Below are 16,450 nucleotides of genomic sequence, written 5' to 3'. Positions count from 1 at the left end.
ATGATGAACATTGAAGACCTCAAACGGCCCTATCAGGAAGTGGGCCACTCATTACGCCAAATCATTGCTACTGAGCACTATAAGATCGGTGATCGCCTCCCTCCTGAGCGTGAAATCGCAGATATGCTTGGTGTCTCCCGCGCCCTGATTCGTGAAGCGATCATCATGCTGGAATTAGAGAACCTGATTGAAGTCCGCAAAGGTTATGGCCGGAATTCGGGAATTTACATCATCAACCTGCCAAAAACCGCTGAGACTTATGCGGAAAATGCGGCAGGGCCTTTCGAACTATTGCAAGCTCGCCAATTACTGGAAAGCAATATTGCTGAATTCGCGGCAACCCAAGTGACACCAATCGATATTACAAATATGCGTCAGGCATTAGAAAAAGAAAAAAACGATCTGGAATCGGGTGAAGATGAGTCTGGCGACAGAGAATTTCATCTGGCCATCGCGCAAGCAACGCATAACAGCATGCTGGTTGAACTGCTAAAACAATCTTGGACATGGCGCGAAAATAACCCGATGTGGATGAAATTGCACAGCCGGATCACGCATACCGATTACCGCCGGGAATGGCTGAATGACCATCAGACGATTTTAGCTGCTATGGTCAAAAAAGACCCTGTGGCCGCGAAACAAGCCATGTGGCAGCATCTGGAAAACGTGAAACAGCGATTGCTGGAGTTATCGGATGTCGATGATCCTGACTTTGATGGGTATTTGTTTGAGTCTTATCCGGTTGGGATTGGGAAGTGAGATTGTACCTCCATCCATTCAGAGCTAGCAATATCGCAGACGATCATGCGCTGGCTCACTCGCACGGTGGTTATGGCAGACAAGGGCAAGGCAATCGGCGTATTGCAACACGTGACGAAAAAACAGTACAAAACTATCTGTCGATGGTTAAATTAGGCTGTATTCGGCAAGATGGGAAAAAACATTTTCCTCTTGCAGGATTTGGCGATCATCTTTGCTGATGAAGCTCCACGAACATTGAAAAAGTCCATTGATCGCCTTATCAAGGCCGATTTGTTGGTGCGCATCACCAAAGGGATCTATGCAAATGCACTCGCGAGCCCCGGGCCTTATCCGCTGGAGAGTATCGCAATCAATATCCGACGCGGCGAATACAGCTACATCAGCTTAGATGTCAGCGTTATCCCAATATGGGATTGGCACCTAAATCCGCCGCAGATTTTGCCTTTTTACTACATGGATACCACTTCTTAAGCGATGAAGTTATGTAAGTACTGCCAAACCAGAAGAGAAAATTGATTTACTCTCAATGCATACTGAGTTGAGAAAATTGGAAGAAAAGGCTATTAAAGCAACGGAAACACATAACCAATTTTTAAAAGAGCTTGGCTTACCACCAATATCTTAACTTTGGTTAAGTCGCCACTAACATCTCTTTTTGAGTAAGAGATTCAGTTGTGACTTATTTTTCCTAAGATATCTACAATCTCGTATATTAAAGTTGGTATTATCCAATTGGGATAGCTGGCATTTCCTTTTAAATAAATTATACTAATATGATAAAGTTACCTCAGATAAATTTGGTATTTTTCGTATGAACAGAACCAATCTTTATATTCTTGTTTATAAAAATAAAAATATAATAAAAATTGGAAAAACCAACAACATTTACAATAGAGTACAAACCTTAAAACGCCACTGGGGAGAAGTTGATTATGGTGCTTCATACCTACTATTATCCACACCCGATGTAGTATCTAAATTGGAAAAATCACTACACTTATTACTTTCAAAACATGCTATTAAATTAGAGAAAAAAGATGGATACACAGAAATATTTTCTTACTCTTCTCTTGATCTAGCATTAAAACACATAAATTATTTCATTGAATCCGGTTCAATAACAGAAGAACTTCAAAAAGGAATCCAACATCAACCAAAAATATTTAATAAAAAACGTAATTATCAATATAAAACACTTAATAATAGAATTAATAAACATATAAACCATCTAAAAGAAAATACACTTAAACATGAAAAAATAATACGTCTACTGAAAATCATCCTGATTAGAAAAAATCGTTTAGTTTATCAATATGATGTTTCAGAAAACAACTTATTATTTAGAATAAAAGACCACAACATTAATAATGACAAAATATTTTCCATCATGAAATTATTTAGTTTCTCCTATTATGATTTTAATATTATAGGTGGTCATAATCTTTGTACCATTACTAAACATGATGATATAATACAATATAAAATTGTAATTTTATCAAATGAAGATAACATGAATCTTTTACTTTATTTACAAAAGCAATACTTAATGTTATTAAAAAAAATACCTCAGCGTTCTCCACTCTTAGACCAAGATCTTCCTATATTTTAGTAGTTTTCATATTTAATTATCCTATATAAATTTGATAAAAAATAACACCATAGGAATATCTATATAAATAGCAAGCCCATGTATTCAATGCATTTTCCTTCAGATATAATATTTATTTTTATGAATACACGATCAATAGCCGAAATAATACCACGCCACCACTTTCCTAACCAATTCCTCCGTAGCATCAATATATCTCTCTTTATCACTACAACCACTAAGAATAATCGGTATCTCCGTACATCCCATAATAAACCTTTCCACTCCAATATTTTTAAGCTGAGTAATAACAGTTTCCATTAACCGATAAGCCCTTTTTTCATCCCCACCCTTATAAGTAAAAATACTTTCCATAATAACTTCCTGTTGAATATCATCAGGAATGATAAAATTCACCTTCTCTTTTTTTAACCTTTCTTGATAAAGTCCTGACTTTATCGTTCCTGTTGTAGCAAGAATCGCAACGTTATTAATTTCTTCACTCACTATTTTAGTGCAAGTAGCTTCAATCATATTTATGAAGTGAGTTTTAGTCGATGCTTTTAGTTCATCATACCAATAATGTGCGGTATTACACGGCATAATAATACATCCCGCTCCTGCCTCTTCTAATATTCTCAATGTAACCAACATCTTATTCAACGGTGATTCACCACCAGAGAGTATGCTTGCTGTTCTGTCAGGAATATCAGGGAATGAAACAGCGATCACTGGAATATGTTCCTGATCACAATTAGCAGGTGTATTATTAATTATCTTTGCCATTATATCCACTGTTGCTGCGGGTCCCATGCCACCAAGAACGCCAATTATTTTTTTCATATGCCACCTCAGTAAATAATCGTTATGATGGCATAGTGATTACAGTTTATTAATTGCAATATTTCTATGTGTCATGCTTTATTTGCATAAACCATTTTATGCAATCCAATAAATAAAAAGGTAGAATCTATGCTTAATAATATTGAGCTGAAGTGGTTATATGATGCTGTAATGTTGGAGGAGTTACGTAGTTTTACGCTTGCCGCAGAACGGAGGAATATATCCCAGTCTTCTTTTAGCCGTCGGATTCAGGCGCTTGAGAATGCTGTCGGCTTTGAGATATTTGACCGTAACTCGAATCCGTTAAAGCTTTCGTTACAGGGAAGAGGGTTTATTGTCTATGCCAGAAATCTTCTTGGTGATATAGAACACCAAATCGGAAAAATAAAAGGCGGTGCAATATCTAAACATCGCATTAATATCGCTGCCGCGCATTCACTTTCTATTTCTCTATTTCCTGAGTTAATTGCTGATTTTTCAGAGAGAAAAGATAAGGTCTTTAATATTGAATCCATTAATGTTGATGAAGCGGTTAATAACCTTAAAAATGGCAAGAATGATTTTATTCTGGCTTTCTTTAATGAAGAACTGATGACTTCACCGTTCCTTCATCATAAGGTTCTGGATGCCCGGTTATATCTCGTTTCTGGCTGTAATTCTGATGGAAAGCCATTATATCATTTGGATGATGCGCCTTTGCCGTTGATGAAATATACCGATGAAAGCTATATGGGGCGTCAGGTAAATCAGTTATTGGAGAAAAATGTCAGGGATAATTTCACTTATTTTTGTCTTTCATCCATGAGCGAGCTGCTGAAACGTATGGTGCTGGACGGTCATGGAGTCGGCTGGCTGCCGGATTATTCAATCCGTGAGGAACTCAAGAATCGGAAATTATGTTTACTGGAACCAAAACAGTCTTCAATAAAAATGGGTGTTTTCATTTATCGGACTCACTCCCGTCTTAATCCTTCCTCAGAGCGCTTTTGGCAGTATGTACGAAATCGGTGGACAGCATAGACTGCCCTATCAATCTATATACCCAACGGATTTCGAGTTACAGCGCGACGGCAAGTGAACGAATTCCCGATCACATAGCTAACTATATGACCGGGGTGAGCGAACGTAGCCAACAAAGCTGTAGCTTGAACGACGAAGGGGATAACTTGCTGTAATCACTGAGCTGACTACAGCAAGTACACTCAAGCCTCCTGAACTATTTCGCTTTGTTGCGATTTCTGTTCAGCGCTTTCCTGCTTTTCCTCTAATTTAGCAATCACGGCTGTGGAAATACTGTTACCACTACGTTAGTTGCGGTGCGTCCCATATCGAGGAATTGGTCGATGGCGAGAATGAGCAAAATCCCCGCTTCTGGCAGGCTGAACATGGGCAATGTCGCTGCAACAACCACAACCGAAGCACGCGCGACGCCAGCCATGCCTTTGCTTGTGATCATCAGTGTCAGCATAATCATGATTTGTTCGGTGACACTCAGGTCAATGTTGTAAGCCTGTGCAATAAAAAGTACCGCAAAGGATTGGTACATCATTGAACCATCAAGGTTAAAGGAGTAACCCAGAGGTAAGACAAAGCTGGAGATTTTTTTCGGTACGCCAAAGCGATCCAGCGCATTCATGGTTTTTGGATAAGCTGACTCGCTGCTTGCGGTAGCAAAAGCTAGTGTCACGGGTTCCCGAATCAGTTTCATCAGTGAGAACATTCCCTTGCCGAGGAAACAGAATCCGACGGCTGACAGAATCGCCCAGAGTAAAAATAGACCGAGGTAAAAGAGACCAATGAGTTTGCCGTAATCATAAAGCAGACCCAGACCTTGTACTGTAACGGCGGAAGCGATGGCAGCAAACACGGCAATCGGCGCAAATGACATCACGTAGTCTGTGATACGGAACATGATGCGTCCCAGATCGTCAATCAAGGTCACGATAGGACTTTTTTTCTGGCTGTTATGGCAGATATAGGAAAGCGCTGCGCCGAAGAATATGGAGAAAATCAGGATCTGCAAAATCTCGTTATTCGCCATCGCAGAGGCAAAACTGCTTGGGAAGATATGGCTGATAAAATTTTTCAGCGAGAATCCGCTGGTGTTGAGGCCGGTATTCACGTCTTCCTGCTGAGTAATGGCGACATTAAGCCCGACACCGGGTTGGAACAGGTTTGCCATCAGCATACCAATGCCAATTGAAACTAATCCCGCGATAATGAACCACACCATCGCTTTGATGGTAATACGCCCTACCGAGGACGATCCACCGATTGATATAAGCCCAGAGACAATGGTGGCGAATACCAGTGGCGCGATGATCATTTTGATCAGGCGCAGGAATACATCGGTGATGATATTGATATAGGAGGCAACTTCTTTTGTCTGGCTGGTATCAAGATAATGATTGAATCCCCAGCCGGTAATAATTCCAAGTAGAATGGCGATGATGATTTGCTGCATGAGTCTTTGCCTGTTCATAACGACCTCTTATTTTTTGTTTCCTTATTTTTATTTGGTCAAATATTTACATTTTTTTAACTTTTGATGAAATGCAAATGAGAGATGCAGTATGCATAAAATGCATCACTCTATTGAGAGATAAAATAATTCTCTGAATTATGGATTATAAAGAATATAGATAATTAATAATAAGTGTAAAATATTCTGTTAATTTATTTCTTAATTAAATATATTATTCAAGTAAAAAAAGTATTTTTAATCCGTAAATATATGTAATTAATAACCTGTCACAAGTGAAAAAATCTCAGAATTGCATGAAAGAAATAAAAAAGAGTCAATTAAAAAACACGTAACATAGGTCCATTTAGCGCATGAGTATTTCAGTCACGCGCTTTACCTGTATTATCAGCCGATGTCTTAATCACAGTAAATACAAACCTACTTTTTTGATTTGATAGTGATTTGTTTGACGCATATTGTTTTTATATATTGATTTCACTGTAATTATAAGAAATAAGGTTCATCCCGCACAGAGTCTGCGTGCTTGTTTAGTCAGACCAGTAAAAATTGCATCACTGATATAACTGGGAAAATCAGGTGGCAGTTCATTCGCCACTTGATTTATTACCTTTTCGGCCATATTTCCCATCTCGTTCATCAGCTTTTCAGCCATTGATTCAGAAAAACCCTCGGTTATTCAAAATATGAAGAGATGCACGATAAGGTGATAGGGACTTTTATTGAGCGTGAGCACTATTTTTGACGCTCAATCTAACTATTTAATACATAACCAGTAATTTCTTAGCTTCGTCTCGCTTGGCCCGCGCATCAGCTAAGGACACCGCCGGATACACACCAAAAGTCAATCGATCTTCTTTTTTATCTGTTGGGCGGTAATACTTCATTCGCCAGTATTTAGATCCGCAAGAAATGATCTCCAGATATAAACCACCGCCATCGGCTAATTTATAGGGTTTGGCTTTGCGGTCTCGATTTGTCGGGCATTTAGTTTCATTTTGGGGGCATATTTAAAATCGAAGTGTAGGTACCCCTAATTATGCCCTTTATTACATGCTGATTGTAATGGACGACAATAGACCTCAAGATAACGAAATATCTTGATTTGGTGGTGTTTTTAGGGAATTTGTAGACTTGGGTAGACGTTAGTAAACTAACGAATGGTGCGAAGGCCGGACTCGAACATCGCAATTATCCTTATGATCTTAAGAAATTAAAATTTACCACATTGGACAAGATACCATCATTGATACCATCAGCCCCGATTGGTGATAATCGAACAATCAATGTAGAAACATTAGACCAGTATTCTTAGCTTTACATCTATTGAGAAATTATAAATGACAATCAAAAATGTACAATATTAATTTACGACCAATTACTTTGAAAACAACTATGATGAATAATTTTTTCGGCCAACATAATAGTTTTATTGAGAATAGCCACAAAAACGCCACATAAAAATATTTGTTAACTATTAACCAATACATTCCCTATATTAAGAAGATAATTCCAAATCTATAAAATTTATGATATAATAAAATTAGGTAATATATACACTTGGAACTAAAATGCAAAAGAATCTTCCAGAAGAATCACTACTTGAGAAACTAACAAAAGAAGAACTTCTTAAGCTGGTTAAAGAGATGCATGAAGATAAAAAAATGCATGCTATTTTCTCTACGGACGCAGATTTGTATGCTAATGATGCAACTCTAATGTGGCAGGGTCGGAACAAATTCTTAGCTGAAACAGTAACACCAGTCACGATAAAGAGCGATGCGAAAAAGAGCTATCCTGAAAAAATCGGTGGAAATCATCGAATTATTGATGGTGATAATTTAGCTGTGATGCGCTCATTAATTAATGAATTCCGTGGCGGACCGAACACTGGATTCGATGTGGTATATATGGACCCGCCATATAACACAGGAAGTGATGCATTTATCTATAATGACAATTATAGATTTTCAAAGGCTGAAGTAGATAAATTAAAAGATGCTATTGGAAGAGTTGAAAAGGGTGTTTCACTTGATGACCCATCCCGACATACTAAGTGGATAAATCATATTGCTCCTCGCCTTTGGGCAGCAAGAAAATTACTAAAGCATACTGGTGTACTCATAATATCTATCGATGAACATGAATTACCAAGACTGTGGATGCTTCTAGAAGAAATGTATGGTGAAAAAAACCGTATTGCCACACTTATTTGGGAAAGGTCAAGGAAAAATGATGCAAATTATATTTCTGAAGGTCATGAGTATCTATTAGTTTGGGCCCGCGACAAATCTGCTCTCGATTCAAAAATGAAAGAACTTGCTAAAAACAAGAAATGGGAGAGATACAAAGGAAAATGGAGAAAGCCCAAAGAAGGTGCAGAAGATATACTGACAGCATACTCTGATGCTAAAAAAATATTTTTGGATGATATTCCTAAAATCCAAAAATATATGAATGATTTTTTCAAAAATCTGCCAGAAGATCATCCTGCAAAGAAAATTCGTTATCGAAAAGTAGACAAAAATGGCGTGTATAATGACGACGGTAATCTAAACTGGCCAGGCGGTGGTGGTCCTCGATATGATGTAGTACACCCAATTACACATAAACCATGTAAAGTCCCAGCATCTGGCTGGAGGATTGCTAATCCTGAGGTAATGCAAGCTTTAATTGATGCCGATAAGATTGCTTTCAAAAGCGATCATAATGGTATTCCGAGAATGAAAACCTATTTACATGAAATGGAATCAGAAGTCGCAACTTCGGTGATTAGAAGAATGGGTCAAAGAGCGGTAGAAACCGTAACAAATATTCTTGGAAAAAATTCATTCGATAATCCCAAAGATCATGAAATGCTGGCAGAACTCTTCAACCTTGTTACCTGGAGAGATCCCAATGCAATTATTTTCGATCCTTATGCAGGAAGTGGAACTACTGGTCATGCTGTTTTGACTATGAACTCTGAGGATAATGGTCAGAGAAAATTTATTTTAGTAGAAAATGGTGATCCTTCAAATAAAAAAATCAACCGCGATCACTATGTGAATAATATAACGGCTGAACGAATTAGAAGAGTCCTTTCCGATAATTGGGCTGACAAATCTCAGCATCCCAAAATCAATGAAGGATTCAATTTCTATGAAGCTAAAAAGACTGTCAGCAAAACAGTCATCATGGAATCTAATAGAGAAAATTTAGCTGATATTATTTTACAGGTTGTTGAAGATGATTCTAACCGTTTAGATTGTCGCATGGATGGCTATAAATATCTAATTGGAAAGACAAAACTTGGCTTTGGAATTGCGTTGGTTTGGGAAGCAGGCAAAGCCAATGGACATCAGCCCTTAACAAGAGAAATCCGTTCAGTAATTATGGATGAGGCTAAGAAAGCGAATGTGAACAGACCTGTTTATATTTATGCTGTAGCCAATGTATCTCCGTTGAATGATCAGCTTTACCGCTTCCAGCAGATTCCTGATTCAATTCTGGCGAGATTAAATTTACTGGAAGAAGAGTAATCATTTTGAAACTAACAATAGACACACTCAAACCATTTCAAATTAAAGCAGCAAGTGAAATTGCTGAGATGATTGCAACTTACCCTAACCCTCCTTACAAAAGGAGGTTTGATCCCGAAACCGGTATGTCGCTTCCCTTCCTTTGCAGGCTAAAAGCTATTACGGGGAGTGGTAAAACGCCGATACTTTCACTCGCATGTAACAAAATCGGTGATGGTATTATCCTTTGGACAACTAACAGAGGAGCAGTCATATCACAAACAAAAAATAATCTTAGTGTTGGAGGAAAATACTCTAATTTACTTCCTGACGATGTAAATATCCTGAATTTAAATGAGATTACGGAAACTGATTGGGTCGATATTTGTCGTGCCAAAAAAGGCTTAACAATTATCCTTGCTACTGTTGCTTTATTTAATAGGGATGGAGATGCTTTAAATGTTCATAAAGACAGAGATGGCATTAGTCATTGGGATGTTCTTTCAGGAAAGGGGCCAGAAGGTAGAAATCGCCAACTTTATGTAGTCTACGATGAGGCTCATGGTGGTACAAAAGCTCAGTTCTCAAGATTGAAAGAACTCAATCCTCGTGCATTTATTTTAGCATCTTCCTCTGAAATGTCGGGCGATCTCATTGATCTTTTGCCTGGAAACAATGTGGATGAAAAATCTTTATCATTAAAAAATCAAACAGTAGTAGTTTCGACACCATTAGTTGTTAAAGAAGGGCTATTAAAGACCCGTCTTTATCTTGTCGATTGTAACACTTCTCGATTAGATGCATTAACCGAAGCTAATACTAAATGGCAAGAACTTAGCACTAAACTAAGTAGCTTTAATACTTGGCCTGTAATTTGTTGCATCGTAAATTCAACATTAGCAGGCTTAGAAGTTTGGGAATCGTTAGTCAGTCAGTTAAAAGTTGATCCAAAAAGAATTGCCGTTCATTTAGCAAATGTAAATTCCAATTTAGCCAATGTTAATCCTAATGCACCATGGAGCTTATTAGTCGATACTCATAAAGCTAAGAAAAGCCCTGAAGATTTACATGATGAAGGTTATTCACATATCATCTGGAATTTATCATTAAGAGAAGGTTGGGATGAACCATGGGCGTATGTGGCTTATCTTGATGGGTTAGGTAAATCTACTACTGATATCTCACAAAAAATTGGTCGTTTTTTGAGACAACCTAATGCTACTCCTTTTGATGATGGAGACTTAAATTCAGCATACTTTTATTTTAATGTTCCAGATAAAGATTTTTCAGAACTTGTAAAAACTACACAAAATGACCTAAGTGATTCAGGTTATGAAATAGTCTCAATCGAAAGTAACAGTCCGAGACCACAAATTTCGAGAGAAGTACCTGTTAAAAAGGAAGTTTTTGTTTCTAAAGTCGCAGAAACTTTCGGTGAAGACCTTGAAATATTAGACCAAATACTACTTTCAAATGTGCCTCTTTTTTCTGATGAGAGCCTTCGTTCAAAAGGAAAAATGCATACACGAGTTTTAGATTTAGTTAACAGTTGTGAAGATTTGGATCTTAATAAAGAAGAAACTAAGGATGACAATGCTGATATTTCTGTATGGGAATATTTAGTCTCAAGATTAGGAACTTATGATAACCGTATAGCCCGGAAATCAGGAACATGTTTTACTCCTTTTGTAAAAAATGATCCTAAGATGAAGCAGCGGATGCAATTTGGCTCAGATGCAATGTTGCAAATCAATAATAATCTATCAAATATTACTCGTCTGCTTAATAATGAGTTCCATCTCGAATATGAATACGATGACATATATGCGGTAAAGTCATTTAATTTAGTTTCACCAGACTATCAATATGAAGACTTAAATAAAAGAAACAGATACAAAGTTAATGCCTTTAAAAATGCCTTGCATTCTGAATATAATGGCCTAAATAAATTTGAGTTAGAAATTGCAGAATCAATTGATTCATTAGGAGTTGATTGGTGCAGAAATCCATCAAAAACAGGTTATAACATTCCTATCCCTGAAATTGGTCAAGGGACTTCTAATTTCTTTCCTGATTTTTTATTATGGGCTAAAAACCAAGTGTGGGCTTTAGATCCAAAAGGTTCACATTTAATTAATGATGCGATTTTTCTAAAGCTCATGGCTGTATCGGATATACATGATAAAAGATTGAGATTAAAGGTTGGATTTGTATTAGAAGGCGAATATATACTTGGTATCAATAATCGTCCCCAACTTCAGAGTAAAAATGGTTGTACTTTAATTTATAAAAAGAACTCATCGATCAGAGCTAAATCATACCCGACGTCAAAAGAACTAGCTAAAGATTTGCTTGTTTTATAGTGAAATTAAATGTGTGTTAGATGACAAATTTAGGTGGCTCATCTAACACTTTTTTTTCAAAAATCTAAAGTTTTGTTATGCCGTGTATTTAAAATTATGAACACATAGCTTTATCATTTTTTTAATAATTACGCTGAGGAAAAAAATGGAATATACATTCAACATTTTTGAAGAAACAGATGAAAAAAATCATAACCATTATTTAGTTTTTGATTCATTTAATACTTGCCTTGGTTATTTCAATAATATCGATTTAGCATATGGTTTGATAAATATCTATTTAAGGTATTTAGAAGAAATCTATGAAAACAGCTCACATTTTAAACTTAAAAGACAGATAGCACAAGTTTCAGATGAAATTAAAAAGCGAAATAATAAAAAACTTGACGAAATAGTATATATTGAGGGAATAACCACCTCTCTGCACTACATAGAAATAAATAAGGAAAAAGAATTCCTATTTACTGAAAAGCATAAATTATTCTCTACTATACTTACTTTACTAAATGAAAAAAATTTTAAACTGGTCTTCAATAGTGAAGATATCAATACCTTGCACAAGCGATTTCTTTCCACATTGATTGAAGAAAAATATACAAATGGTAGTATGGTTGAGACTTTGAAAAATGCTCTTTCTGATAAATTTGAAGAAAATGACCTTGCTAATTACTTCCCATTTTTATTTCAAAAAAATGAAATAGATAATGAATTAATAGAATCGATAAAACCACCTAAATCAGGTTCATGATTTTTATTTATAATTACTATTGACTTCTCCTTTTTTTATTTTATTAATTTATAAAAAAGGAGATTTCAATAGTGGCCGAACATTACGATTCAATACAATCCGTTTTCTCAGAGTTGATTAGACAATATAGCAACCCAAGTAATAAAAATGAAAAAGGACAAAATCTTATTTTTAAAGATTACACTTGGAATATGAATGATTTAGAATCATTAACAAAAAACGGATTCAATATCAATAGCATTGATAACTTTGGTAAAACTCCTATTTTCTATTGTAAGAATAAAATTCAATTTAGATTGCTTATACTTTTTGGGGCTAATATTAATCATGTGGATAACGAGGGGAAAAACCTTTTGTTTTATGTTAATGAGCCTGAAAATGTTGAGTTGATGTTGAAGTTCGATATAAATAAAAATTTGACTGATATCAAAAATCATTGTTTTTTATCTCATGAGTTGTTTCACACGATACCAGATATATTTTCACCACACCTAAAACCCAGCGAAAAAACAAATATAGAAATTTTCCAAGTGTTCAAAAACACACATAATTGCTTAAGACTACTTTATGAAAAGGAAATTAAGTTTTTCCTTTCCAGGAAAGCTCATATCAATTTTGATCCTCTTTCAAATCCAGTGCCATTTAAAAAAACTCTTGATTTATTGAAAAAAACAGAAGCCTCACCAGATACAAAGTTTACATTCTACTCTGATGAAAATAAGATATGTAATTTATACACACTTCATCAATTAGAGAAAGAGATAAGCAAGGGCTAACTCATCGAAGCGCTACGCTGCTTCTTCGAGTTTCCCTTGTTTTTTCGCCCTTCGGTTGAAAAAAATTAAAAGCAAAATCAACACACTGCATTGACATTATTCCCCTCTATCATATAAATAAATTAAGCATAAGGACTATGCTTTTATTTAAATATATAAAAAGGAGTACATATGGTCAAAAATAATACTTTTAATAAGATCGTTGTAAGTAAGCATTCCCGTAATGGAAGCGTTAACGAAGCGAAGCTCTCACACAGCCAGCTTCGTTCTCATTGCGTCAGTGTCAGATTAAATGATGAAGAGCTAACGCTTCTCAATGAGAGACGTGGCCGTCATCGTAAAGGCGAGTGGCTTCGCTTATCTTTAATTAATAAACTTCCTGCTGTCGTTCCAACTATCAATATTGAAGCCTGGAAAAGCCTTGGTGAGATTTCACAGAAGCTGAACAAGGTCGTCGCTCATCTGGATAGCAAAAGCCAAGGAAGCTCTCTCACGAAGACAGAACTCTTCGTAGTGAAGCGTCAGGTCTCAGAGCTTCGCTTGCATTTAATTACCGCTAACCTGTGGGGAGCCTCCAATGAAGGGAATGCAGAAGATAAAGCGAGGTAAAAACTTCGCTGGCGTAGTGCTTTATGCATTACAACCTGCTTCTCATCACAAAGTTGATCCAGTTGTCATAGGTGGCAATATGATGGGGAGCCTCGCTAAAGAGCTAATAGATGAGTTTGGTGCTACAAAAACACTTCGCCCTGATGTGGCTAAACCCGTTTGGCACAACTCGCTTCGCTTACCTAAAGGTGAATCACTAACGCCTGTGCAATGGTCCTACATCGCAGATGACTACATGGCAAGAATGGGGTTCTCTGAAACGCATCTCAGATGCTACGTCCTACATGACGACGAAGATGGCCAGCACATCCATATCATCGCTAGCAGAGCGTCTCTTGATGCCGGAAAGCTCTACCTTGGGAAGAATGAGAATCTTATCAGCACACGTATCATCCAAGAACTTGAAAAAGACTACCAGTTAACCAGAACCAAAGGACCGAAAGCATCTCCAGCAGCGCCCTCACCTAAACCAAAGCTCAAAAAATCCCGTAATGAGATGATGATAGAAAAAAGAACTGGTGAGCTATGCCCAAAAGCAATCATCCAAAACGCCCTTAATGGACTGCTTGGCAGCAGGCAATCTATTATCGGCTTCGTGCAACAGCTTCTTGCTCAAAGGATCAAGGCCATCCCAAATATTGCTTCAACAGGGAAAATGAACGGCTTCTCATTCGAATACAGCGGAATTTCTTTCAAGGCATCTCAGCTTGGCAAAGCATATTCTTGGTCAGCTTTACAGGGCAAACTCGATTACCAGCCGGAACGAGATAATGGTTTCCTTTTCTCACTGAAAAAATCTGTTATTGAAGCGCCTTGTATGTTCATAACTACAGATGCTCCTGAAATCACAACAACAGAAGCTAACAGCCCCATAGCAGCGCTTATCCATGATAACCGTGCTGGTCAGGACGAATACACTAACGCTTCTGTAAAGCAGTTTCACTTAGAAGCTGGTGCTAATGAAGCGTTAAAAGAAGCCCACGACCGAAGCTATGCAGTTTCAGCGTTCAGGTGGTTGGAATACATCCCCTACCTCGATTTAATTTATCGTATGTTGAAAAACCTCAAAATCCCAACCCTTAAACGCCCTCGAAAACACAAAACCATCACTGGCGTGAGAGTGGTAGAGATTATGCCTCTCCCCCAAAAAAATCTCATCGAATCAGCACCTCAATCCAGAAGAGCATCGCTTTCAATGTAAGGCTGGCAAGCCTATTTTGATAAATATAGCCCAATATATCGATCGTTTATACCGATCGATAAACAGTTGTTGATAGCCAACACCTATCATTAATTCATGATCGATCGGTACAAGTGATTTGCGTTTCTTACGAACTAAGTCAAAATGTCAATTTACATGAAATCATCTAACGATATGATTTAACTAGTCTATTTACTTATTCATTAGCTCAAACGCAGGGTTTGAAATGGCAACTACCATCTCAACTGTAAGCCTGGACGGTTTCATACATCACCGAATATGACTTCATCTTGAACACTAAGGAACTTGTATGAGCATCTCCGCTACGAAAAGCAGGAAGAAAGAAGCTGAAGCTGGTCTTTCTGATGATCCTCGGCAAACGGAAATCACGACACCCAATTTTGTGCTGTTTGGTGAAACTTTCACATTTATTGAGACTTTCTCTGCCACTGTCATCGACTCCGATCCAGGCAATGGTCATATCTGGGTAAAAACCAACACAGGGGATGAGAAGCAGATTTCTGACTATGGTATCCCTTTCAGAAGTTCGCATACTATCCATAAATACGAACTTCGCCAATATAGTGAGGATGGTTCGTATGATGCATATAAAGATGCGCTTATCGTTAATAAGAAAACGGGTGAACACGAGGTAAACTTAAAAAGGAAAACCATTATTATCCCCGCTTTTCTGACAATGCTATTTCATACTGCCTCCACAGCATCGTATTACAGAGCAATGCCTGTTCCAAAGATGCTCACCGTTATTTTTATTTTATTTTGTGCTGCTGCACTTATGTCATTTTTCATACTACCCTGGGGATTTAAAGACGGCTACATTTGGAGCGACCACAAATACATGTGGTTTACATATCTTTTCTCAAGAGTTGGAAGTTTTATTTGTATCAATTTGATGAAAAGAAGAAGCCAAAAATTTGAAAATGAACTTAGAAATCTTATTGAGTTAGTAAGGCGCTAAAATTTAAAAATAAAAAAGGAAAGTGTTGTATGAAAAAAATCATCATCGTAGGATTCGTTTTTCTGGCCTTGGCAGGTTGTTCTTCAGTAGGCAACCAGTCATTGAAAAATGAGACGCAGGAAAGTGTGAAAACCAAAATTTTTAAAGGCAAAACTACAAAACAGGACGTGTTAGCATCGTTCGGTGAACCTGACAGCCGTTCTTTGATCGATGGTGAAGAGCAATGGTCATACACTATGTATAACAGCCAGTCCAAAGCAACCTCTTTCATCCCCGTTGTGGGACTGCTTGCAGGCGGCGCAGACTCACAAACTAAATCTCTGACAGTTTCTTTCAAAGGCGAAAAAGTCAGCACATACATCTTTAATGCTGGAGCAAGCAACGTGAAGACTGGCATTTTTTAGATAAAAGATAAAACCAGCATCAAGGGAAAATTTAGCCCGCAGTTGAAACCTACGGGCTTTTTTACAGAAAACATAAATCACTTTTTAAAGATAGTGATTATCTTTTTTAGCCTCCCCCAAACTTTACTCTTCATTTCTACAGTCTCAGTATTTTCCTTTAAAGAGGATTTTATTGGCTCTGGCTCTGGCTCTGGC

16 protein-coding genes and 4 pseudogenes are annotated in these 16,450 nt (G+C 37.2%); 15 read left to right on the top strand and 5 right to left on the bottom strand.

The window, feature by feature from the left end; all coding sequences use genetic code 11:
* The 4 genes from FE394_RS13420 to FE394_RS13405 all read left to right on the top strand — a co-directional run bounded on the left by FE394_RS13420 (position 1) and on the right by FE394_RS13405 (position 2,371).
* Positions 1 to 759: an FCD domain-containing protein gene (locus FE394_RS13420; RefSeq protein WP_319926876.1), complete on the top strand. Its 759-nt coding sequence runs from the start codon at positions 1 to 3 to the stop codon at positions 757 to 759.
* Positions 756 to 980: a hypothetical protein gene (locus tag FE394_RS13415; RefSeq protein WP_319926927.1), complete on the top strand. Its 225-nt coding sequence runs from the start codon at positions 756 to 758 to the stop codon at positions 978 to 980. The genes FE394_RS13420 and FE394_RS13415 overlap by 4 nt, the downstream gene beginning before the upstream one ends.
* Positions 931 to 1,233 (top strand): hypothetical protein, encoded by a 303-nt coding sequence (locus tag FE394_RS13410; protein WP_319926875.1) that lies wholly within the window; start codon positions 931 to 933, stop codon positions 1,231 to 1,233. Before FE394_RS13415 ends, FE394_RS13410 begins: the two co-directional genes overlap by 50 nt.
* A gap of 340 nt (positions 1,234 to 1,573) precedes the next feature.
* On the top strand, positions 1,574 to 2,371 hold the full coding sequence (locus FE394_RS13405; protein WP_319926874.1) for a GIY-YIG nuclease family protein: 798 nt from the start codon (positions 1,574 to 1,576) through the stop codon (positions 2,369 to 2,371).
* Between the two features lie 132 nt (positions 2,372 to 2,503).
* On the opposite strand, the gene cuyB is transcribed toward FE394_RS13405, so the two are convergent.
* On the bottom strand, positions 2,504 to 3,193 hold the full coding sequence (cuyB, locus tag FE394_RS13400; RefSeq protein WP_319926873.1) for a cysteate racemase: 690 nt from the start codon (positions 3,191 to 3,193) through the stop codon (positions 2,504 to 2,506).
* A gap of 129 nt (positions 3,194 to 3,322) precedes the next feature.
* Between cuyB and FE394_RS13395 the strand changes: the two genes are divergently transcribed.
* Both FE394_RS13395 and FE394_RS13390 read left to right on the top strand, forming a co-directional pair.
* Positions 3,323 to 4,213 (top strand): LysR substrate-binding domain-containing protein, encoded by an 891-nt coding sequence (locus FE394_RS13395; protein ID WP_319926872.1) that lies wholly within the window; start codon positions 3,323 to 3,325, stop codon positions 4,211 to 4,213.
* A complete protein-coding gene (locus FE394_RS13390) occupies positions 4,201 to 4,368 on the top strand; it encodes a hypothetical protein (protein WP_319926871.1) in 168 nt (55 codons plus the stop codon). Before FE394_RS13395 ends, FE394_RS13390 begins: the two co-directional genes overlap by 13 nt.
* A 27-nt stretch (positions 4,369 to 4,395) precedes the next feature.
* Here the strand turns inward: FE394_RS13390 and FE394_RS13385 are convergent.
* Together FE394_RS13385 and FE394_RS13380 are read right to left on the bottom strand one after the other, a co-directional pair.
* Positions 4,396 to 5,675 (bottom strand): annotated as a pseudogene (locus FE394_RS13385) (dicarboxylate/amino acid:cation symporter).
* Positions 5,676 to 6,177: 502 nt separating this feature from the next.
* The gene (locus FE394_RS13380) at positions 6,178 to 6,330 is read right to left on the bottom strand and encodes a hypothetical protein (protein ID WP_319926870.1); all 153 of its coding nucleotides are present in this window, start codon (positions 6,328 to 6,330) and stop codon (positions 6,178 to 6,180) included.
* Between the two features lie 6 nt (positions 6,331 to 6,336).
* Here FE394_RS13380 and FE394_RS13375 point away from each other — a divergent pair.
* Positions 6,337 to 6,420 (top strand): annotated as a pseudogene (locus tag FE394_RS13375) (IS1 family transposase); the annotation flags it as partial.
* A 28-nt stretch (positions 6,421 to 6,448) separates the two neighbouring features.
* Here FE394_RS13375 and FE394_RS13370 read toward each other — a convergent pair.
* Positions 6,449 to 6,672 (bottom strand): annotated as a pseudogene (locus FE394_RS13370) (integrase arm-type DNA-binding domain-containing protein); the annotation flags it as partial.
* A 574-nt stretch (positions 6,673 to 7,246) separates the two neighbouring features.
* Between FE394_RS13370 and FE394_RS13365 the strand changes: the two are divergent.
* From FE394_RS13365 to bamE, 8 genes are all read left to right on the top strand, one after another.
* Positions 7,247 to 9,196 carry a site-specific DNA-methyltransferase gene (locus tag FE394_RS13365; protein WP_319926869.1) on the top strand — a complete coding sequence of 650 codons (1,950 nt, stop codon included), beginning with the start codon at positions 7,247 to 7,249 and terminating at the stop codon, positions 9,194 to 9,196.
* A 5-nt stretch (positions 9,197 to 9,201) separates the two neighbouring features.
* Positions 9,202 to 11,538, top strand: coding sequence for a DEAD/DEAH box helicase family protein (locus tag FE394_RS13360; RefSeq protein WP_319926868.1), 2,337 nt, complete (start codon positions 9,202 to 9,204; stop codon positions 11,536 to 11,538).
* A gap of 145 nt (positions 11,539 to 11,683) precedes the next feature.
* A complete protein-coding gene (locus tag FE394_RS13355; protein ID WP_319926867.1) occupies positions 11,684 to 12,286 on the top strand; it encodes a hypothetical protein in 603 nt (200 codons plus the stop codon).
* Positions 12,287 to 12,357: 71 nt separating this feature from the next.
* Positions 12,358 to 13,062: a hypothetical protein gene (locus tag FE394_RS13350; protein WP_319926866.1), complete on the top strand. Its 705-nt coding sequence runs from the start codon at positions 12,358 to 12,360 to the stop codon at positions 13,060 to 13,062.
* Between the two features lie 171 nt (positions 13,063 to 13,233).
* Positions 13,234 to 13,671 carry a hypothetical protein gene (locus tag FE394_RS13345; RefSeq protein ID WP_319926865.1) on the top strand — a complete coding sequence of 146 codons (438 nt, stop codon included), beginning with the start codon at positions 13,234 to 13,236 and terminating at the stop codon, positions 13,669 to 13,671.
* Entirely contained in the window at positions 13,640 to 14,872 is a 1,233-nt protein-coding gene (locus FE394_RS13340) for a relaxase/mobilization nuclease domain-containing protein (protein ID WP_319926864.1), read from the top strand. The genes FE394_RS13345 and FE394_RS13340 overlap by 32 nt, the downstream gene beginning before the upstream one ends.
* A 310-nt stretch (positions 14,873 to 15,182) precedes the next feature.
* The gene (locus FE394_RS13335; RefSeq protein ID WP_319926863.1) at positions 15,183 to 15,851 is read left to right on the top strand and encodes a hypothetical protein; all 669 of its coding nucleotides are present in this window, start codon (positions 15,183 to 15,185) and stop codon (positions 15,849 to 15,851) included.
* A 101-nt stretch (positions 15,852 to 15,952) separates the two neighbouring features.
* Positions 15,953 to 16,255: an outer membrane protein assembly factor BamE domain-containing protein gene (gene bamE, locus FE394_RS13330; RefSeq protein WP_319926923.1), complete on the top strand. Its 303-nt coding sequence runs from the start codon at positions 15,953 to 15,955 to the stop codon at positions 16,253 to 16,255.
* Positions 16,256 to 16,332: 77 nt separating this feature from the next.
* On the opposite strand, the pseudogene FE394_RS13325 reads toward bamE, so the two are convergent.
* A pseudogene (locus FE394_RS13325) lies at positions 16,333 to 16,450 on the bottom strand (hypothetical protein); the annotation flags it as partial.

This window comes from Xenorhabdus littoralis, assembly GCF_033949345.1.
Taxonomy (GTDB): Bacteria; Pseudomonadota; Gammaproteobacteria; order Enterobacterales; family Enterobacteriaceae; genus Xenorhabdus; species Xenorhabdus littoralis.
This window is presented reverse-complemented; position numbering and strand designations above follow the sequence as displayed.